20 protein-coding genes are annotated in these 20,052 nt (G+C 70.5%); 8 read left to right on the plus strand and 12 right to left on the minus strand.

From position 1 onward, the window contains the following. Positions 1-74: 74 nt before the first annotated feature. Positions 75-845, minus strand: a complete 771-nt coding sequence (locus AB0J69_RS04585; RefSeq protein ID WP_364112851.1) for a DeoR/GlpR family DNA-binding transcription regulator — start codon at positions 843-845, stop codon at positions 75-77. A 129-nt stretch (positions 846-974) separates the two neighbouring features. On the opposite strand from AB0J69_RS04585, the gene AB0J69_RS04590 reads away from it, so the two are divergent. Genes AB0J69_RS04590 through AB0J69_RS04605 form a run of 4 tightly spaced genes read left to right on the plus strand, consistent with a single transcriptional unit; the run spans position 975 to position 4,736 of the window. Then, positions 975-1,850 carry an SIS domain-containing protein gene (locus tag AB0J69_RS04590; protein ID WP_364112853.1) on the plus strand — a complete coding sequence of 292 codons (876 nt, stop codon included), beginning with the start codon at positions 975-977 and terminating at the stop codon, positions 1,848-1,850. Then, positions 1,847-2,980, plus strand: coding sequence for an N-acetylglucosamine-6-phosphate deacetylase (nagA, locus tag AB0J69_RS04595; protein ID WP_364112855.1), 1,134 nt, complete (start codon positions 1,847-1,849; stop codon positions 2,978-2,980). Before AB0J69_RS04590 ends, nagA begins: the two co-directional genes overlap by 4 nt. Then, positions 2,980-3,900, plus strand: a complete 921-nt coding sequence (locus AB0J69_RS04600; RefSeq protein ID WP_364112857.1) for a 1-phosphofructokinase family hexose kinase — start codon at positions 2,980-2,982, stop codon at positions 3,898-3,900. Before nagA ends, AB0J69_RS04600 begins: the two co-directional genes overlap by 1 nt. A gap of 11 nt (positions 3,901-3,911) precedes the next feature. Further along, positions 3,912-4,736: a class II fructose-bisphosphate aldolase gene (locus AB0J69_RS04605; RefSeq protein ID WP_364112859.1), complete on the plus strand. Its 825-nt coding sequence runs from the start codon at positions 3,912-3,914 to the stop codon at positions 4,734-4,736. On the opposite strand, the gene AB0J69_RS04610 is transcribed toward AB0J69_RS04605, so the two are convergent. The 7 genes from AB0J69_RS04610 to guaB all read right to left on the minus strand — a co-directional run bounded on the left by AB0J69_RS04610 (position 4,726) and on the right by guaB (position 10,836). Next, positions 4,726-5,160, minus strand: a complete 435-nt coding sequence (locus AB0J69_RS04610; protein ID WP_364112861.1) for a GNAT family N-acetyltransferase — start codon at positions 5,158-5,160, stop codon at positions 4,726-4,728. The genes AB0J69_RS04605 and AB0J69_RS04610 overlap by 11 nt on opposite strands. Beyond that, positions 5,157-5,933: an aminoglycoside phosphotransferase family protein gene (locus tag AB0J69_RS04615; protein ID WP_364112863.1), complete on the minus strand. Its 777-nt coding sequence runs from the start codon at positions 5,931-5,933 to the stop codon at positions 5,157-5,159. The genes AB0J69_RS04610 and AB0J69_RS04615 overlap by 4 nt, the downstream gene beginning before the upstream one ends. A 36-nt stretch (positions 5,934-5,969) precedes the next feature. Next, positions 5,970-6,662, minus strand: a complete 693-nt coding sequence (locus tag AB0J69_RS04620) for an SDR family oxidoreductase (protein ID WP_364112865.1) — start codon at positions 6,660-6,662, stop codon at positions 5,970-5,972. After that, positions 6,662-7,849, minus strand: coding sequence for a sigma-70 family RNA polymerase sigma factor (locus AB0J69_RS04625; protein ID WP_364112867.1), 1,188 nt, complete (start codon positions 7,847-7,849; stop codon positions 6,662-6,664). The genes AB0J69_RS04620 and AB0J69_RS04625 overlap by 1 nt, the downstream gene beginning before the upstream one ends. A gap of 65 nt (positions 7,850-7,914) precedes the next feature. Continuing rightward, positions 7,915-8,157 carry a hypothetical protein gene (locus tag AB0J69_RS04630; protein WP_364112869.1) on the minus strand — a complete coding sequence of 81 codons (243 nt, stop codon included), beginning with the start codon at positions 8,155-8,157 and terminating at the stop codon, positions 7,915-7,917. A 71-nt stretch (positions 8,158-8,228) separates the two neighbouring features. Further along, positions 8,229-9,350, minus strand: a complete 1,122-nt coding sequence (locus tag AB0J69_RS04635; RefSeq protein ID WP_364112871.1) for a GuaB3 family IMP dehydrogenase-related protein — start codon at positions 9,348-9,350, stop codon at positions 8,229-8,231. Positions 9,351-9,354: 4 nt separating this feature from the next. Beyond that, entirely contained in the window at positions 9,355-10,836 is a 1,482-nt protein-coding gene (gene guaB, locus AB0J69_RS04640) for an IMP dehydrogenase (protein WP_364112873.1), read from the minus strand. A gap of 573 nt (positions 10,837-11,409) precedes the next feature. Between guaB and AB0J69_RS04645 the strand changes: the two genes are divergently transcribed. Next, on the plus strand, positions 11,410-12,405 hold the full coding sequence (locus tag AB0J69_RS04645) for a helix-turn-helix transcriptional regulator (RefSeq protein ID WP_364112875.1): 996 nt from the start codon (positions 11,410-11,412) through the stop codon (positions 12,403-12,405). A 39-nt stretch (positions 12,406-12,444) separates the two neighbouring features. Then, positions 12,445-12,822 carry a DUF5319 domain-containing protein gene (locus AB0J69_RS04650; protein WP_080043188.1) on the plus strand — a complete coding sequence of 126 codons (378 nt, stop codon included), beginning with the start codon at positions 12,445-12,447 and terminating at the stop codon, positions 12,820-12,822. A gap of 109 nt (positions 12,823-12,931) precedes the next feature. Here AB0J69_RS04650 and AB0J69_RS04655 read toward each other — a convergent pair whose 3' ends face one another. The 4 genes from AB0J69_RS04655 to groES form a co-directional block, all read right to left on the minus strand. Further along, on the minus strand, positions 12,932-13,567 hold the full coding sequence (locus tag AB0J69_RS04655) for a sigma-70 family RNA polymerase sigma factor (protein ID WP_364112969.1): 636 nt from the start codon (positions 13,565-13,567) through the stop codon (positions 12,932-12,934). Between the two features lie 313 nt (positions 13,568-13,880). Then, positions 13,881-14,480: a hypothetical protein gene (locus tag AB0J69_RS04660; RefSeq protein WP_364112878.1), complete on the minus strand. Its 600-nt coding sequence runs from the start codon at positions 14,478-14,480 to the stop codon at positions 13,881-13,883. Positions 14,481-14,609: 129 nt separating this feature from the next. Further along, complete coding sequence (gene groL, locus AB0J69_RS04665; protein ID WP_364112880.1) at positions 14,610-16,229, minus strand: chaperonin GroEL; 1,620 nt, start codon at positions 16,227-16,229, stop codon at positions 14,610-14,612. 72 nt (positions 16,230-16,301) lie between these two features. Continuing rightward, positions 16,302-16,616 (minus strand): co-chaperone GroES, encoded by a 315-nt coding sequence (groES, locus tag AB0J69_RS04670; RefSeq protein ID WP_197093639.1) that lies wholly within the window; start codon positions 16,614-16,616, stop codon positions 16,302-16,304. Between the two features lie 252 nt (positions 16,617-16,868). Between groES and AB0J69_RS04675 the strand changes: the two genes are divergently transcribed. Both AB0J69_RS04675 and AB0J69_RS04680 read left to right on the plus strand, forming a co-directional pair. Beyond that, on the plus strand, positions 16,869-18,044 hold the full coding sequence (locus AB0J69_RS04675) for a methyltransferase domain-containing protein (RefSeq protein ID WP_364112882.1): 1,176 nt from the start codon (positions 16,869-16,871) through the stop codon (positions 18,042-18,044). 196 nt (positions 18,045-18,240) lie between these two features. Next, positions 18,241-20,040, plus strand: coding sequence for a hypothetical protein (locus AB0J69_RS04680; RefSeq protein WP_364112884.1), 1,800 nt, complete (start codon positions 18,241-18,243; stop codon positions 20,038-20,040). The last annotated feature ends 12 nt before the right edge of the window (positions 20,041-20,052 follow it).

Raw genomic sequence — 20,052 nt, forward strand, 5'->3', positions numbered from 1 at the left:
GTAAAACCCCTCGCTCCGCCACACACGGCCTTTACCTCGCAAGAGCCGACCAGCCGGACCCCCGCAAGGGCCGCTCAGGCGCGTACGACCTTGACTCCCGCGTCGGTGAGCTGGCCCGCGAGGGCGTCGGAGAGCCGCGCGTCGGTGACCAGCGTGTCGATCTGGTTGATCGGGCAGATGCGGGAGAAGGCCCGCTTGCCCACCTTGGACGAGTCGGCCACCACCACGACCTGGGCGGCCCGGCTGATCAGCAGGTGGTTGACGCTGGCCTCGCCCTCATGGTGGGCGGAGGCGCCCAGCTCGACGTCCAGCGCGTCGACCCCGAGGAAGGCCACGTCCAGCGTCACCTGCTCCAGCACCCCGTTGGCCAGCGGCCCGATGAGCTCGTACGACTGCTGCCTGGCCACCCCACCCGTCACCACGATCTTGACGTGCCGGCGGACGGTGAGCTCGGCGGCGATGTTGAGCGCGTTCGTGACGATCGTGAACCCGGTCTCCAGCGTGGAGAGGGTGGCCAGGGCCCGCGCCAGCTCGGAGGTGGTGGTGCCGCCGTTGAGCCCGACCACGGCGCCGGGCGTCACCAGCTCGGCCGCCGCCGCCGCGATGCGGTGCTTCTCGTCGGCGTGCCTGGCCGTCTTGTAGCGCAGCGGGAGGTCGTAGCTGACGCTCTGGGCCACCGCGCCGCCCCGGGTGCGCATGAGCATCTGCTGCTGGGCGAGCTGGTCGAAGTCCCGCCTGATCGTGGCGGTGGACACGTCGAGCGCCCGGGCGGCCTCCTCGACCGACAGCCTGCCCTCCTGCGCCAGCAGCTCGAGGATGGCGTTCCAGCGGTCGTAGCGGGACACGAAGGCCTCCCTGAAGGGACGAGGTCAGGAGCAAGCGTGGCACAACCTGGGGCGCCAGACCACCGGTGTTCATAACTGCTCTTTCCTGATATAAAAACAGCAGAAACAATCAATCAGGGGAGGTAAGTGGTGACCACCCACACCGAGGCCGAGATCGCGTCCCAGCCGTCGTGCTGGCGCCGCGCCGTGGCGAGCGTTCCCGCCGACGCGCTGCCGCGCCAGAGCGAGCGGGTCGCCGTCGTCGGCTGCGGTACGTCGTGGTTCATCGCGATGGCGTACGCGGTGCTGCGCGAGCGGGCCGGGCACGGCGAGACCGACGCGTTCGCCGCCTCCGAGTTCCCGTCCGGGCGCCGCTACGACCGCGTGCTGGCGCTGTCGCGCTCGGGCACCACGACCGAGGTCCTGGAGCTGCTCGCCAGGACGACCGGCACGAGGACCACGGCCATCACCGCCGACCCCGACACGCCGATCATGACGGCCGCCGACGAGGTCGTCGTGCTCGACTACGCCGACGAGAAGTCGGTCGTGCAGACCAGGTTCGCCACCACGCAGCTGGCCATGCTCCGCGCCGGCCTGGGCGAGGACCTCACGCAGGCCATCGCCGACGCCGAGGAGGCCGTGGCCGCGCCGCTGCCCGACGAGCTGGTCAACGCCGAGCAGTTCAGCTTCCTCGGCACCGGCTGGTCGGTCGGCCTGGCCCAGGAGGCGGCGCTGAAGATGCGCGAGGCGTCCCGCTCGTGGACGGAGGCGTACCCGGCGATGGAATACCGGCACGGCCCGATCAGCATCGCCGCCCCCGGGCGGGTGACGTGGATGCTCGGCACGGCCCCCGAGGGCCTGCGCGCGCAGGTCGAGGAGACCGGCGGGGAGTTCTTCGAGACCGGGCTCGACCCGATGGCCGAGCTGATCCGCGCGCAGCGGGTGGCCGTGGCGCGGGCCTTCGCCAAGCAGCTCAACCCCGACGAGCCCATGCACCTCACGCGATCTGTGATCCTTTCTTCATGAGCCTTACTCTTGCCGACGCCAGGATCGTGACGCCCGAGGGAGTTCACGAGGGGTGGCTGACCATCGAAGACGGCCGCATCACGCATGTCGGCCACGGATCCGCTCCGGGTCCCGGCCTCAGCCTGGGCGGGCGGCACGTCGTTCCGGGGTTCGTGGACATCCACAACCACGGCGGCGCGGGTGGCTCCTTCCCCACCGGCGAGCTGGACAGGGCGCGTGACGCCGTGGCGCTGCACCGGCGCCACGGCACCACCACGACCATGGCCAGCCTGGTCACCGACTCGATCGAGGGGTTGACCAGGGCGGCGTCGGCGCTGGCCGAGCTGTGCGAGGAAGGGCTGCTGGCCGGCATCCACTTCGAGGGCCCCTACATCTCCAGGGCCCGCTGCGGCGCGCACGACCCGACGCTGCTGCGCGAGCCGTCGACGCAGGAGTTCGCCGGGCTGGTGAAGGCCGGGCGCGGGCATGTGCGCATGGTGACCATCGCGTCGGAGCTGCCGGGTGCGCTCGACATGATCAGGACGGCCGTGGCGGAAGGCGTGATCGCGGCCATCGGCCACAGCGACGCCGACTACGAGCAGACGATCGCCGGCATCGAGGCGGGCGCGAGCGTGGCCACGCACCTCTACAACGCGATGCCGCCGCTCGGGCACCGCGCGCCCGGTCCCGTGGCGGCGCTGCTGGACGACGAGCGGGTGACGGTCGAGCTGATCAACGACGGGGTGCACGTGCATCCGGCCATGCTGCGGCTGGCGTACGAGGTGGCCGGGCCCGGCAGAGCCGTGCTGGTCACGGACGCCATGTCGGCCACCGGCCTCGGCGACGGCGACTACGTGCTGGGCTCGATGCGGGTGCGCGTGGACGACGGCGTGGCCCGGCTGGTCGAGGGCGGCTCGATCGCGGGCTCCACGCTGACCATGGACGTCGCGTTCCGGCGCGGGGTCCAGGAAGTGGGCATGTCGCTGCCCGACGCGGTCCAGGTGGCCTCGCTGACGCCCGCGCGGGTGCTCGGGCTGGCCGACCGGATCGGCTCGATCGCCGTCGGCAAGGCAGCCGACCTGGTGGTGCTCTCCGATTCCCTGGAGGTGGACGGCGTGTTGAAGGACGGCGTCTGGATCACGGAGCCCTGATGATCCTCACGGTGACGCTCAACCTCGCTCTCGATGTGACCTACCAGGTCCCCCGCGTGGACTGGGACGGTGTCAACCGGGTCAGCGCGGTGCACAGGCGGGCGGGCGGCAAGGGCGTCAACGTGGCCAGGGTGCTGGCCGCGCTGGGCCGCGACGTGCTGGTCACGGGGCTGGCGGGCGGGCCGACCGGGGAGGCCGTCGAGGCCGACCTGCGGGCCGCGGGGCTGCCCACCGCGCTGTACGGCATCGCCGCAGAGTCCCGCACGACCCTGGCCGTCTCCGACGCCCCCGCCTCAGGAGGCGTCCGGCGTACGGCGCTGTTCAACGAGCCCGGCCCCGAGGTCACGGCAGCCGAGCTCGACGGCTTCACCCGCCATTACGAGTCGCTCGTGGCCACCGCCGACGCGGTGGTCATCTCGGGCAGCCTCCCGCGCGGCGTCCCGGCCGACACCTACGCCGGCCTGGCCGCCATCGCGGCCGACCGGGGCGTCCCGGCCATCGTGGACGCCGACGGCGAGCCCCTCAGCCACGCGCCCAAGGGCCGCCCCTCCATCGTCAAGCCCAACGCCGAGGAGCTGGCCAGGGCCGTACCCGGCGGCACCCCGGCCGAGGGCGCGCACGCGCTGCGCGGCCGGGGCGCCCAGGCCGTCGTGGTGTCCATGGGCGCAGACGGGCTCCTGGCCGTGACCGGGGAGGGAACGTTCCGTGCGCGGATGCCGTACACCGTGCGAGGCAACCCGACCGGGGCCGGCGACTCGCTGGTCGCCGGGCTGGCGCTGGGCCTGGTGGAGCGGGCGCCGTGGCCCGACCGGCTCCGGCGGGCCGCCGCGCTCGGCGCCGCGGCCGTGGCCACGCCCGTGGCCGGGGAGTTCGACCCCGACGTGTACGCCGACATACACCCCCAGATCATCATCACGTAAAGGAGCCGGCCATGCCCCTCGCCACCATCGGCGACATCGTCACCCAGTCACCCGCGGGGGTGGGCGCGTTCAACGTGATCCAACTTGAGCACGCCACCGCCATCGTGACCGGCGCCGAGGCCCTCGGCCTGCCGGTCGTGCTGCAGATCAGCGAAAACTGCGTGCGCTACCACGGCTCCCTGGAGCCGATCGCGCTGGCCTCGCTCGCGGTCGCCCGGCGGGCCGAGGTGCCCGTCGCGGTCCACCTCGACCACGCCACCGACCGGGCGCTGGTCGAGGAGGCGGTGACGCTGGGGCTGGGCTCGGTCATGTACGACGCCTCGGCCCTGCCCGACGAGGAGAACGTCGCCGCCACGGCCGAGGTGGCGGCCTGGTGCCACGAGCGCGGCGTGTGGGTGGAGGCCGAGCTGGGCGAGGTCGGGGGCAAGGACGGCGTGCACGCGCCCGGCGCCCGTACCAAACCGCACGAGGCGGTGGACTACGTGACCAGGACCGGCGTGGACGCGCTGGCCGTGGCCGTGGGCACCTCGCACGCGATGACGACCAAGGACGCGGTGCTGGACCTGGAGCTCATCGCCGAGCTGCGCGCGGCCGTGCCGGTGCCGCTGGTGCTGCACGGCTCTTCCGGGGTGCCCGACGACGTGCTGCGCGAGGCCGTACGCCAGGGCATGAAGAAGATCAACATCGCGACCCACCTGAACAAGGCGTTCACCGGGGCCGTACGCGACTACCTCACTCACGACGAGCGGGTCGTGGACTCCCGCAAATATCTCAAGGCCGGCCGCGACGCGGTGGCCCGCGAGGTCACCCACCTGCTCGGCGTGCTCACGGGCTGAGCTGCTTGCGCATCAGCACGGCGGCCCGGCCCTCGACGCCTTCCCGGCCGGTCTCGACGTAGCCGAGTGACTCGTAGAGAGCGATGTTGGCGGCCATCTTGACGTTCGTGTAGAGGCGCAGCGCGCGCAGGCCCAGCCTGCGCGCCTCGTCCTCCGCGTACGCCATCAGCGCCCGCCCGATGCCCTTGCCGTGCAGCTCGGGGCGGACCGCGACGTTCTCCACCAGCAGGACGCCGTCCTCGGGGACGAGCACGACGAGCCCTTCGAGCCCGTCGGTGACGTGCACCCGGCCCGCGGCGACGAGCGCGGCGTAGTCGGCCTCCATCGGCAGCGGCCGCATTCCGATGATCTCGATCCACGGCGTGTAGGCGTCGCGGACGAGCCGCTCGACGGCGACGACGTCGCTCTGTTCGGCCAGTCTCATGCGCTCAATCTTGCCAAAACCCGCTCGACCTGGCGCTGGAAGGTGCCGGGCGGGTTGCGCGGGTGCTCGTGGGAGAGCAGGAAGAACCAGACCAGCGCGTGTGCCTTGCGGCACTCGCGCATCCGCCGCTCCTCCTGCGGGCTCAGCTCGAACCGGCGCGCGATCTCCACCTCACCGTCCACCCACATCGACACGTGCTCGGCCAGCTCCGCGAGCTCGAACGCCACGTCGCTGCGCCCGGAGTCCTCGAAGTCGACGATGCGTACGCGGGTGCCGTCCCACAGGAAGTTGGCCAGGTTGCCGTCTCCGGCCCCGAACACCGGCGTGACTCCCGCCTCGCCCGGCGACCAGCTCTCCAGCCACCGCAGGCCCTCCTTGACGGCCCGGTCCGCCGACGGCTCCCTCGGCTGCCACGCCGCGCACCGGCTCCTGACCCAGTCGACGATCGCCTCGCGCTGCCAGGGGCGCACGGGGAGGGTCCGCAGGACGTGGCCGGGCACCGCGGTGTGCAGCTCGCGCAGGGCCTCGGCCATGGCCGACACGTGCTTGGCGCGCGCGAACAGCCCGCGCAGCGGCACCCCGTCGATCCTGGACATGGTCACCACGCCGTCGTCGTACGCGATCGGCTCGGGCGCGAGGTCCGGGGCGTACTCGGCCAGCAGGTTCAGCGCCCGCCATTCGCGCTCGGCCGCGCCGGGCTTGCTGTCGACGTACCGCTTGACCACGCGGTCGCCGTCGTAGTCCAGCTCGTGCGTGTGCTGAAGATCAGCCATTCCCGCATGCTAGGGCACATCCGCCGGGCCGGCACGTCACCAGGGCAAGGGCGCCCCGTCCTGGAAGAACCCCCCGGTGGGCCCGCCGTCAGGCAGGTCGGCGGCCCACAGCACGCTCCTCGCCCCCTCGGCCACCGGCCGCCCGCCGGCCCCGCCCATGTCGGTCGCCGCCCACCCCGGGCAGACCGAGTTGACCAGGACGCCTTCCCGGTGCAGCTCGGCCGCCAGGATCCTGGTCAGCGCGTTCAGCCCGGCCTTCGACACCGCGTACGCCGGGGTCCCCGCCCCCATCGACGCCAGCGACCCCATCTCGCTGGAGACGTTCACCACCCGCGCGTGGTCGGAGGCCCGCAGCAGCGGCAGCAGGGCCAGCGTCACCCGCCACGCGCCCAGCAGGTTCGTCTCCAGCGCCTCCTGGACCACCGTCAGATCGGCGTCGGTGGCCCGCTGCCAGGTGTCGTAGTGAATGGCGGCATTGTTGACCAGCACGTCCACCCGGCCATGAGCCACCCCGATCTCCCCGGCGAACCTCTCCACGGATCCCGGGTCGGACACGTCGAGCTGCCACGCCCCCACGGCCTCGCCCAGCTCCCTGGCGGCCTTCTCCGCCTTGCCCAGATCCCTGGCCGTCAGCACCACGAGGTCACCGGCCAGCGCGAGCTGCCTCGCCACCTCGCGCCCGATCCCCCGATTGGCCCCCGTGACCACGCAAACCCGGCCACCCGCCATCACATCCTCCTCCGCAGGAACTCCCGCTCCACCTCGTTGCCGGACCGCGCGATGGCCGCCTCGTACGCCGCCACGGCCTCCCCCTCGCGCCCCAGCCGCCGCAGCAGGTCCGCCCGCACGGCATGCAACAGGTAATAGTCCACCTCGAGCCCGTCGACCACCCGCAACGCCGCCTCCGGCCCGTCGACCTCGGCCAGGGCCACCGCCCGGTGCAGCGCCACCACCGCGGTGGGCGTGAACGTCAGCAGCAGGTCGTACAGCCGCAGGATCTGCCCCCAGTCGGTGTCCCCCGCCCGCGCGGCGTCGCTGTGCACGGCGTTGATCGCGGCCTGCACCTGGTACGGCCCCGGCTCGTCGCGCCGCAGGCACGCCCGGACGATGGCCTGCCCCTCCTCGACGAGCCCCCGGTCCCACAACCCCCGGTCCTGCTCGGCCAAGGGCACCAGCTCCCCGTCCGCCCCCGTACGGGCCGGCCGCCGCGACTCGATGAGCAGCATCAACGCCAGCAGCCCCAGCACCTCGGGCTCGTCCGGCATGAGCTCGGCCAGCAGCCGCCCGAGCCGGACGGCCTCGGCGCACAGCTCCTCGCGCACGAGCCGATCGCCGGAACTGGCCGTGTACCCCTCGTTGAAGATCAGGTAGACCACCGCCAGCACCGACCGCAACCGGTCGGGCAGGTCGGCGTCGCCCGGCACCCGGTACGGGATGCGCGCGTCCCGGATCTTGTTCTTCGCCCTGACCAGCCGCTGGGCCATGGTCGGTTCGGGCACGAGAAAGGCGCGGGCGATCTCGGCGGTCGTGAGCCCGCCCAGCAACCGCAGTGTGAGGGCCACCTGCGCGTGCACGGCCAGCGCCGGGTGGCAGCAGGTGAAGATCAGCCGCAGCCGGTCGTCGCGCACGGGCCCCTCCAACGGCGGCTCGCCGGGCGCTTGCAGGAGCGCGGCCTGCGCGTGCTTGTCGGGGCGGGCCGACTCCCTGCGCAACCGGTCGATGGCCCGGTTCCGTGCGGTGGTGATGATCCAGCCGGCCGGGCTCGGCGGCACCCCGGCCTCCGGCCACTGGCGCACCGCCACGGCGAACGCCTCCTGCACCGCCTCCTCGGCCAGGTCGATGTCGCCGAAGACGCGTACGAGCACGGCGACCGCCCTGCCGTACTCCTCACGGAACACCTGCTCGACATCCGGCATACCGCCTTACCGTAGTGCCCGCCGCTCACCTCCTACACGAACGCCGGGCACCCGGATCGACAGGCTCACAGCTGCCGGGCCATGGCCTCCACGGCGTTCTTGGCGTTGAGCAGCGAGGCCCCGGTGACCTCGCGGTAGATCTTGATGGCCTTGATCATCTTCCCGTTCCGCAACTCCTGGTAGAACTGCGGCGGCAGCTCCGGCCCGCCGGAGACAGAGTCGATGAACGCGGGATCGATGCCGAGGTGACGCTGGAGGTACGCGACCTGCCGCTCAAGCCGCGCGATCCTCTCCTCAAGGGGTTCCATGCCAGGAACCCTACGTAAAAGGCCGCCCCCAATCGCATGGGAGCGGCCCGAATCAGGATCGGCTTGGCTGGTCAGCGCTGGGTCGGCGCGACGACGACCTCGACGCGCTGGAACTCCTTGATGTCGGAGTAGCCGGTCGACGCCATGGTCCGCTTCAGCGCCCCCATGAGGTTCATCGACCCGTCCGCCACGCTCGACGGCCCGTGCAGGATCTGCTCCAGCGTCCCCACGGTCCCGAACGCGACCCGCCGCCCGCGCGGCAGGTCGGGGTGGTGCGCCTCCGAGCCCCAGTGGAACCCGTGCCCGGGCGCCTCGGCCGCGCGGGCCAGCGGCGAGCCCACCATCACGGCGTCGGCCCCGCACGCGATGGCCTTGGCGATGTCACCGGAGGTGCCCATGCCGCCGTCGGCGATCACGTGCACGTAGCGGCCGCCCGACTCGTCCATGTAGTCCCGCCGCGCCGCCGCCACGTCCGAGATCGCGGTGGCCATCGGCACGGCCACGCCCAGCACGGTACGCGTCGTGTGCGAGGCGCCCCCGCCGAAGCCCACCAGCACGCCGGCCGCGCCGGTGCGCATCAGGTGCAGGGCCGCGGTGTACGTGGCGCAGCCGCCCACGATGACCGGCACGTCCAGCTCGTAGATGAACTGCTTGAGGTTGAGCGGCTCGGCCCGCCCCGACACGTGCTCGGCCGAGACGGTCGTGCCGCGGATGACGAAGATGTCGACGCCGGCGTCGATCACGGCCTTGTGGTATTGGACCGTACGCTGCGGCGACAGGCGCACGGCGGTGGTCACCCCGGAGCCGCGGATCTCCTCGATCCGGCGGCCGATCAGGTCCTCCTTGATCGGCGCCGCGTAGATCTCCTGGAGCCGCTTGGTGGCCGCCTCCTGGTCGAGGGAGGCGCACTCCTCCAGCAGCGGCAGCGGGTCCTCGTACCTCGTCCACAGCCCCTCGAGGTCGAGCGGCGCCAGACCGCCGAGCCGGCCGATCTCGATGGCGGTGGCCGGCGAGACCACGCTGTCCATGGGAGCGACGACCACGGGCAGCTCGAACCGGTAGGCGTCGATCTGCCAGGAGATCGAGACTTCCTCCGGGTCACGGGTGCGCCGCGAGGGCACCAGGCCGATCTCGTCAAGCGCGTACGCCCGCCGCCCGGTCTTCCCCCGGCCGATCTCCACCTGCTGAGTCATGAACTTACCTTCTGTGATAGTTCGGAGCTTCCACGGTCATCTGGATGTCGTGGGGATGGCTCTCCTTGAGGCCCGCCGCCGTGATCGGCATCAGCTCGCAGTCGGTGTGCATCTGGCCGATCGTGCGGCAGCCGGCGTACCACATGCCCTGGCGCAGCCCGCCGATGAGCTGGTGGGCGACGGCAGCGACCGGGCCGCGGTAGGGGACCTGGCCCTCGATGCCCTCGGGGATGTACTTGTCCTCGCCGCCGACCTCGGCCTGCGCGTAGCGGTCCTTGCTGAAGGAGGTGCCGCCGCGCTCGCGGTTGCGTACGGCGCCGAGCGAGCCCATGCCCCGGTACGACTTGAACTGCTTGCCGTTGATGAAGATCAGCTCACCGGGCGACTCCTCGCACCCGGCGAGCAGCGAGCCCAGCATGACCGTGTCGGCCCCGGCGGCGATCGCCTTGACGATGTCGCCGGAGTATTGCAGCCCACCGTCGCCGATCACCGGCACGCCGGCCGGCGCGCACGCCTTGGACGCCTCGTAGATGGCCGTGACCTGCGGCGCGCCGACCCCGGCCACCACCCGGGTGGTGCAGATGGAGCCCGGGCCCACACCCACCTTGACCGCGTCGGCGCCGGCGTCGACCAGCATCTGGGCGCCGGCTCTGGTCGCGATGTTGCCGCCGATGACCTGGACCTTGCTGTTGGCCTTGATCTTGGCGATCATCTCGGCCAGCCCCTTGGAATGACCGTGGGCCACGTCCACGACCACCACGTCCACCCCGGCCTCGATCAGCGCCTTGGCGCGCAGCTCGGCGTCGCCGCCGACGCCCACGGCCGCCCCGACGATGAGCCGGCCGTCGGCGTCCTTGGTGGACAGGGGGTACTGCTCGCTCTTGGTGAAGTCCTTGACCGTGATCAGGCCACGGAGCCTGCCCTCGGCGTCCACGAGCGGCAGCTTCTCGATCTTGTTCTTCCTGAGCAGGGCGAACGCGTCGTCACGCGACACCCCCACGGGCGCGGTGACCAGCGGCATCTTGGTCATGACCTCGCGCACGGGCCGCGACTGGTCGTTCTCGAAGCGCATGTCGCGGTTGGTGACGATCCCGACGAGAGTGCCGGACATGTCGGTGACGGGCACCCCGGAGATCCGGTACGTGGCGCACAGCCGCTCGACGTCGGCCAGCGTGTCGTCCGGGCTGCAGGTCACGGGGTTGGTGACCATGCCGGCCTCGGACCGCTTGACCAGGTCGGCCTGCTGGGCCTGCTCCTCGACCGAAAGGTTGCGGTGCAGGATGCCGATGCCGCCCTGCCGGGCCATGGCGACCGCCATGCGAGCCTCGGTGACGGTGTCCATGGCGGCGGAGACCAGCGGGATGGACAGCGTGATGCCCTTGGACAGGCGAGATCGGGTGTCGGCCTCGCCTGGTTGGAGGTCTGAATATCCAGGCACCAACAGCACGTCGTCGAAGGTCAAACCCATCTCGGTGAACTTGGACATGCTGCGGCCCCCTCCTGCCGTTGCGCTGATTCAGCTAAGTCTAGGGCCTGCCTCCAAAACACATCGGCACCGGGAGCACGACGCCCGGAACACACCGATGCCGGAAGCACGACGACCCCCACGGGGGGTCGCGTCCAGCGACCCCCCGCAGGCAGCGGTCTCCGCGCCTACGGGCGATCGCGTCCAGCGACCCACCGCAGGCAGCGGTTCCCCGTGCCTGCGGCCCGTCGTACTCCCGGCATCAAAAAGTGCCGGGGGATGGGACGGGTCGGTGATCCCGTCTCATCCCCCGGCCACCGGCATCCGGGCGATGGCAGTGCACCGCACCACCGAACCCCCCTCCGCGTCCTGATGGCCGTGACCGCCGCGCCTTTGTGTGGATGCCGACGCTAGGTAAAGCCTGCGTTACTCAACGGAACATCGCAATGTGAAAACGTGCAATTGCACGAAGTTGCACGGCGCGGCGACCTAGTCGGCGGAACGAGCGGACAGAGGCCTGATGCGGGGTTATTCTCGCGGCACGCCCGTGTCCCCCCAACGGAGCCGCCCATAATGCGCAATGAGCCGCGAACCATGTCCGATCCCTTCGAGACGCTGGGCCTCGACCCGGCCCAGACGGCGCTCTACTCCGCGGTGCTCCGCCTGCACAAGGCGACCCGGACCGATCTGGCGCAGGCCATGGACGGCACCGTGGAGAAGGTCGGCCGCCAGCTCGACGACCTCGTGAAGCTGGGGGTGATCGACGAACAGAGCGGCCAGTACCTGGCCAGACACCCCGCGGCGGCTCTGGGCCGGGTGATCGCCGAGCGCCTCGACCGGCTGGCCGAGGAGAGCCGCATGATCGACTCGGCGCTCGGCTCGATCCGCAGCCTGATCCGCGACTACGACGCCGGCCGCGACTACCGCAGCGGCCCTTTCACGGTCGAGATGGTGAGCGGCGCGGACATCCTGTACGAGAGCGTGGTGGGCATCGCCGTTCAATGCCAGACGCCACCGATGCCATTACTCACCGCGGTTCCCGACGAGCGCACCATGACAGATTTTGCCCGGAAATTTGCAGATCCCTGGATTGACGCGCAAAAACGAAACCTTCTCACCGTTCATACGATCATTCCGGTCTCCACGCTCACGGTCCCCGGCGTTCGCGAACAGCTCACCCGCCTCATCGAATCGGGCGGCAAGGTACGTACGCTGGACCGGGTGCCGAGCTGGTTCCTGACCGCCGGCGCGGAGGTGGCGGGCATGCCCGCGCACTGGGGCGGCAACCTGCCCGACCACGCCTACAACTTCTACCTCGTCCGCACCTCCGTCGTGGTGGGCGTGCTGCGCTCGCTCTTCCAGGAGCTGTGGGCCCGGGCCATGCCCCTACCGTGGGGCAGCAGGCGCGACGGCATGGTCCAGGTGCTGCGCCTGGCCGCGCAGGGCATGTGCGACGACTCGATCGCCCGCCAGCTCGGGCTGTCGGTACGCACGGTGCGGGGGAGGTTCGCCGACGCCATGACCGAGTTGGGCGCTCAATCCCGCTTTCACGCAGGTGTGGAGGCTGCCAGACGTGGATGGCTGAGGTAATCCCCACCGCTGGGGCCGCTTCGGTCATATGGTGGGAAGGTGCTGGAAGACGTCCCCCGCGATCCGTTCGCGGACGACCCTAACGACCCTTCCTCGGCGATGGGCGCCCTCGACGACGCCGAGCCGCTCACGGCAGCCGAACGCGACGAGGCCATCACCGACCTCGCCGACGTCGAGGTCTTCCGCTCCCTGCTCGAACCGCAGGGGGTGCTGGGGCTCGTACTCGACTGCCCGGAATGCGGCGAGCAGCACTTCTTCGACTGGGAGCTGCTGCGCGGCAACCTGAAACAGATGATCGAGAAAGGCCAGCCGCAGGTCCACGAGCCGGCCTTTCACCCTGACCCCGCCGACTACGTCAGCTGGGACTACGCCAGAGGCTATGTCGACGGCGTCATCGACACGGAGGAGCGCCGCTGACCGACATCCTTCCGCAGCGCGGCCAGCAGCCGCGCCGCCACATCGCCTGAGCCAGGCGTCTCTCCACGACCGAGCGCGTCGAGCAGCGCGTCGGTCTCCTCCTCAGGCGTCAAGCCGACTCCAGCTCGGCCATCTGCCGCAACCTCGCCAGCGCCCGATGCTGGGCGACGCGAACCGCACCCGGTGACATGCCGAGTACATTACCGGTCTCCTCGGCGGACAGCCCCGACACCACCCGCATCAGCAGCAACTCGCGCTGGTTGTCGGGCAGCCTGGCCAGCAACCGCCGGGCGTGCTCCACCTCGATGTACCTGACCACCGTCTCCTCTGGCCCCGGCCCGTCGTCGGGCCCGTCGGGCAGATCCTGAGTGGGTACGGCCGACCGCACCGAACTGCGCAGCGCGTCGGCCACCTTGTGCGAGGCGATCCCGAACACGAAGGACGCGAATGGCCGCCCCATGTCCCGGTATCGCGGCAACGCGGACAACACCGCGATGCACACCTCCTGGGCTACGTCGTCGGCAATGTGATATTGCCCTGAAACCCTGCCCAGCCTGGCGCGGCAATACCGCACCACCATCGGACGCAACTCACCGAGCAGAGATTCGATCGCACTGCGATCTCCCTGCACGGCGAGGCTCGTCAGTTCCCTAAGGTCGGAGTCATCCGTCCGTGCCGGAAGTCTCGACGCGAGCCTTACCCCAATTTTGGCGTCGGCGACGCTTCCCTCGCTCACGATAGGCATGATGCCCGCACTGATCCTGCCTGTCGTCATAGCGAACGGCTACGGATTGGTCACATTGAAGCGACGATAACCAGCAGTAATCAACCGACCACACTAAGCCTTAATATTGACATAATGTTTCACTTGATAACCCGGAATGCACGATATTTGTCAGACCGCCGACGCTTATGGCCCGCACCCGGTTTACTCCAATAATCCACCTTTTCCCACACTTCCCCCCATCCCGCCCAGAACCTCCCCGGGCACAAATGCGAACCCATCGCAACAAGGCAGGCACCGCAGCGACCTTCGGATAGCAAACCCGCCGGCGCGATCACTCGCGTTCGTCACGCGCGTCGAGCAGATCCAGGTACCCCCGGACCGCCTCCCACAGATGATGCTCCGGATACCGCCCCAGCCCCCGGTGCTCCCGCCGCCACCGCCGGTCCCAGTACGCCTCGTGCACGGCCCGCAGGTGCTCCAGGGCGGTCCCCAGCTCCCCCGCGACCTGAGCCACCCGCGCCTCGCCACCACCGGCGGCGCCGCGTACCGACTCGAACCGCCGCTCCCGCAGCGCCTCCAGCACGCCCTTCTCGATCCCTTCGAGCGACCAGAACCGTACGGGCTCCCGGATGCGATGGTTGGCCACCGGATCCCGATGGGACCGCCACCAGTAGGCGATCCCGCCCTTGTCCAGGCGCAGGAAGTCCACCAGCCAGGCGGTGCCGGGCGGCTGGGTCTCCCAGGCCACCTCCTCGGGCGGCAGATTCAGCACGAGGACGACCTCTACCGCGTCGATGGGATCGGCCCCGTCGAGCAGGTCGCCGAACACGTACGCCGCCCGCAGGAACGGCTCGTCCGCCGGGACGCGCCTGGTCCGCTCGCACTCCTCGGCGAGCATCCGCAGCCGCTCCACCGCCCGCGCGTACCGCATCCCGCCCCGCCTCCCCACACCGAGCCCGCGACCAGCGTACGGCCCCTCACGGCCCCCGACGGCCCGGGAACGCGTACGGCCCGCACCCCCTCAGGGTGCGGGCCGTGACGCGTGCGTACGGAAGACCGGTCAGTGGCCGTGGCCGTGACCGTGACCCTGGCCGCCGGCCGGGGCCTCCTCCTCGGGCTTGTCCACCACGAGCACCTCGGTGGTGAGCAGCATGCCCGCGATCGAAGCCGCGTTCTGCACGGCCGACCGCGTGACCTTCACCGGGTCGATGACGCCCTGGTCGAGCAGGTTGCCGTATTCGCCGGTCGCGGCGTTGAGGCCGTGACCCGCCTCCAGCTCGGCGACCTTGTGCGTCACCACGTAGCCCTCGAGGCCGGCGTTCTCGGCGATCCAGCGGGCCGGCTCCACCAGCGCGCGGCGCACGACGCCGACACCGGTGGCCTCGTCGCCCGTCAGGCCGAGGTCGTCGAGCTCCTTGGAGACGTGGATGAGCGCGGAGCCACCGCCGGAGACGATGCCCTCCTCGATCGCGGCGCGCGTCGCGGAGATCGCGTCCTCGAGGCGGTGCTTCTTCTCCTTCAGCTCCACCTCGGTGGCGGCGCCGACACGCAGCACGCACACACCGCCGGCGAGCTTGGCCAGGCGCTCCTGCAGCTTCTCGCGGTCCCAGTCGGAGTCGGACTGCTCGATGGCGAGCTTGATCTCCTTGACGCGGTCCTCGATGGCCTGCGCGTCACCGGCGCCGTCGACGATGGTCGTGGCGTCCTTGGTGACGACGACGCGGCGGGCCGTGCCGAGCACCTCGAGACCGACGTGCTCCAGCTTGAGGCCGACCTCCTCGCTGACGACCTGGCCGCCGGTGAGGATGGCCATGTCCTGCAGCATCGCCTTGCGGCGGTCACCGAAGCCCGGGGCCTTGACGGCCACGGAGGTGAAGGTGCCGCGGATCTTGTTGGTGACCAGGACGGCCAGGGCCTCGCCCTCGACGTCCTCGGCGACCACGAGGAGCGGCTTCTTCGTCTGGGCGATCTTCTCCAGCAGCGGCAGGAAGTCCGCGATGGAGGAGATCTTGCCCTGGGTGAGCAGGATGTAGGCGTCCTCGAGGACGGACTCCATCCGCTCGGGGTCGGTCACCATGTAGGCCGACAGGTAACCCTTGTCGAACTGCATGCCCTCGGTGAACTCGAGCTCCATGCCCATGGCGTTGGACTCTTCGACGGTGAGGACACCGTCCTTGCCCACCTTGTCGAACGCCTCGGCGATCAGGTCGCCGATCTGCGCGTCCTGAGCGGAGATCGTCGCGACATTGGCGATCTCCTTCTTGTCCTCGACCGGACGGGCGCTGGCGAGCAGCTTGTCGCTGATCGTCCTGGCCGCCTTGTCGATGCCGCGCTTGAGCGACAGCGGCGAGGCGCCGGCCGCCACGTTGCGCAGGCCCTCGCGGACCATGGCCTGGGCCAGGACGGTCGCGGTGGTGGTGCCGTCGCCCGCGATGTCGTTGGTCTTGGTGGCAACTTCCTTGGCGAGCTGGGCGCCGAGGTTCTCGTAGCGCTCTTCCAGCTCGATCTCACGAGCGATGGTCACACCGTCGTTCGTGATCGTCGGCGCACCGAACTTCTTGTCGATGACGACGTTGCGGCCACGCGGGCCGAGAGTTACCTTCACGGCGTCCGCGAGGGCGTTCACGCCGCGCTCGAGCGCGCGGCGGGCGTCCTCGTCGAACTCCAGGATCTTCGCCATTGCTGAATGTCCTCTCCTAGCGTCGAAAGCCCCGGCCGCCCTCAAGAGCGCCCGGGGCTCGACACATCCGGCCTACTTCTCGATGATCGCGAGAACATCGCGGGCGGAGAGCACGAGGTACTCCTCGCCGCCGTACTTGACCTCGGTGCCGCCGTACTTGCTGTAGAGGACGATGTCGCCCTCAGAGACGTCGAGCGGAATCCGCTTGTCGCCGTCCTCGTCCCAGTTGCCCGGGCCCACCGCAAGAACCTTGCCCTCCTGCGGCTTCTCCTTGGCGGTGTCAGGGATGACCAGGCCGGAAGCGGTGGTCTGCTCGGCCTCAAGCGGCTGAACCACAATGCGGTCGCCGAGCGGCTTAACGGGAACCTTGGTGGCGGTCGTCACGATCGGACCTCCCCTTCAGATTTGAATGATCTAGAAGAGGCGACCAGCTGGGCCTGCCGTCGCGGGTGTCAGACCTGCCTCGTCGCACGTTGGCACTCTCAAGGGGAGAGTGCCAACAGGAAACATATGCAAGAGGGGCTTGACAGTCAACACGAACGCGTCTGCTGAGAGCGATCAGACCGTAATCAGACGGTAGAGCTCCCGCGCGTCCCCTGCGTGACGGGTACGTGCCCGGTGCCGCTAACGTCAGGTGACGTGGACCTGGACGCCTTCACCGAGTTGCTCACCCCGCGCGGCCGGCGGGCGCTCGTGGAGGCCGGAGAGCTGGTGGGCGCCGATCCGGTCGCCGCCGCCACCACCCTGCGCAGGACCTACGACGCCGGGCTCACCTCCGCCGCCCTCACCCAGGCCGGGCTCAGGGAGCGGGCCAGGGCCAAGTTCGGGCAAGACGCCGGCAAAATGTATTTCACGTCACACGGCCTGGAGCAGTCCACCCGGGCGGAGGTCGCCGAGCACCGCGCCCGCCGCCTGTTCGCCCTTCGCCCCGCGGGAGCGCCCCACGTCCTGGACGCCTGCTGCGGCGTCGGCGGCGACCTCCTCGCGCTGGCCCGCGCCGGCTGCACCGTGACCGCCGTGGACACCGACCCGCTGACCGTCGCCGTGGCCAGGGCCAACGCGGAGGCGTTCGGCGTGGGCGAGCGGGTGACGGTGACCGTCGCGGACGCGGCCGGGGTGCGGCCCGAGGACTACGACGTGCTGTTCGCCGATCCGGCCAGGCGTACGGGCAGGGGCCGGACGTTCGATCCCATGGCCTACTCCCCGCCCTGGCCCGTGGTGCTCGACCTGGTCTCCCGGGCCGCCCTGGCGTGCCTCAAGGTGGCCCCCGGCCTCCCGTACGAGTTCATCCCCGAGGGCGCCGAGGCCGAGTGGATCTCCTACAAGGGCGAGGTCAAGGAGGCCACCCTCTGGACCGGCCAGGGCGGAGGCCGGCGGGCCACCCTGCTGCCGGGCGGCCACACCCTGACCGCCGCCGGAGTCCAGGCCCCGGTCGGCCCCGCCGGCCGCTACGTCTACGAGCCCGACGGCGCCGCCATCCGCGCCCACCTCGTCGGCGAGGTGGCCGAGCTCGTCGGCGGCAGGCTGCTCGACCCGATGATCGCCTACATCACGGCCGACGACCCGGTGGACTCCCCGTGGGCCACAAGATACGAAATAGAGGACATTCTTCCTTTCTCGCTGAAAAGACTCCGCGCCGCACTCCGTGACCGAAAAATCGGCAATGTCACCATCAAAAAGCGCGGCTCCGCCATCGACATCGAACGCCTCCGCGCTGACCTGCGACTCAAGGGCGACAACTCGGCGGTCATCATCCTGACCAGGATTATCGACAAACCATCGGTTCTCATCTGCAAGGCCCTCTCACCTGGCTGAACCCTCAAATCCGGTCATCCGCGCGTTAACCGCGATCTTTCACTTCACCACTGACGGACCTTGATCGAAAGGCTAAGGTGGGCGGGCGGGAGTTCTCCCCCCTAATGCGGTTGACCGCGTTCTCGCTCTTTCAGAAATGAACCGGACCTTACCCCACCGCTGCGCGGCAGACCGTCGGCGAGCGAAGGAGCTTTCGGTGGACCATTCCAACCACACCACCCTTCTTCAAACGGGCGCTTACGACGCCGTCCCCAAGAGGATGCGGGACCTGCTCGCGCGCGCCGCCCAGGACCACGTGTACGAGCAGCGCACCCAGGGCGCCGTGCTCGACGAGATCCGCCAGCGGCTCGAAGGCATGGAGTGGCTCCTGCGGGAGGTGCGAGAGCGCGAGCTGGGGGGCCTCAGCGGCACTCTTGAGTCGGTGAGCGGGCGGCTCGAGGAGATCTCCGCCAAGCCGCCGATGTGGGCGGAGGGCCTGGCTCAGCACGTGGAGGCCGTGCGCGACCACGTGGACGCCGTGGGCGAGAAGGTGGGCCACGTGGACGCCCGCGTGACTCCGGTCGCCGAGCTGCCGAGCCTGTGGGCCGACTTGGGGACCGTGGGCGAGAGCGTGGACGAGGCGCTGAGCCGGCTGCAGTCGGTGCTCGACACCACTGACGGCATCACCAAGGGCATGTCCGACTTCGCGGCCACGCTGGCCGGCCTCAACTCCAGCATGGAGGCCGCCGCCAGCCGCTTCACCCGGCTCGACAAGTCGATGGCCGAGCTGGCCGACCGTACCGACCGGGTCGAGGCCGTGGTCAACGACATGTCGGACGGCGTCGGTGAGCGCCTGGCGGGCACGGCCGAGCAGCTTGCGAGCAAGGTGGACGCCGCCGAGCAGCGCTTCACCGTCCGGCTGGACGAGACCGACAAGCGCCTGACGGCCCGCCTGGACGACGCGGACCAGCGGCTGACCCTCCGCCTCGACGAGACCGACCAGCGGCTGGCCACGGCCCTCCTGGAGGCCGACGAGCGCCTCGTGAGCCGGCTCAAGGAGGCCGACGAGCAGCTCACCAGCCGCCTGTCCGGTGTCGAGCAGCGCCTCACCACCAGGCTCGACGAGACCGACCAGCACCTCGCGGTGCAGCTCGGGGAGAGCGAGCAGCGCCTGACGGCCCGGCTCAGCGGCGTGGACGCCCGGCTCGACCGGGCAGAGGGCAAGCTCATGGGCCTCGACACCAGGCTCACCGGGTTCGACAGCCGGCTGGAGTCCGCCGACGAGTGCCTGGCCGACATCGACACCAGGCTCGACGGCATCGACGGCCGGATGAGCGGCGTCGACAAGCGCATCCTGTCCATGGACGGCCAACTCGGCGCGGTCGACAAGCGGCTCGGCACGCTCGACGGCCACCTGGGCCGCCACGACGACCGCTTCGACGCCCTCGACGTACGCGTCGACGCCCGCTTCGCCTCGCTGGACGAGCGCCTGGTCGCCACCGGCCAGCACGTCAGCGAGAGCGCCACCCGCAGCGAGGGCCGCTTCAACAAGCTCGACAACCAGATCGACGCCATCGACGAGCGGCTGGTGGAGGCCGAGGAGCACATGACCGGCCGCTTCGACGCCATCGACTCCCGCTTCAACGGCCTCGACACCCACATGAACGGCCTGGCCACCCGCGCCGAGCAGGCCGGCGAGCACCTGGAGTCGGTGGACGACCGCATCGAGGCCGTCAACCAGCGGATGAGCCAGCTCCCCGCCACCCTGGCCATCCCCGAGCGGGTCGGCGAGCTCATCCAGTCCCACACCGGCGAGCAGGCCGAGCGCCTGACCGCCGCCGCCGACGCGCTCACCGACCTGGTCAGGTCGCGGCCCGACCGCGACGAGCTGGCCGGCACGGTGTCCGGCATCGTCCAGCCCGCGACCGAAGACCTGAACAAGCGCCTGGGCGCGCTGGAGGAGACCATGCTGGCCCTGGCGGAGGCCCTGCTGCGCCCGACCCGGGCCAAGGACTGAGCGCCCCTGTGA

Source organism: Nonomuraea sp. NPDC049709 (assembly GCF_040674815.1).
Classification (GTDB): Bacteria; Actinomycetota; Actinomycetes; order Streptosporangiales; family Streptosporangiaceae; genus Nonomuraea.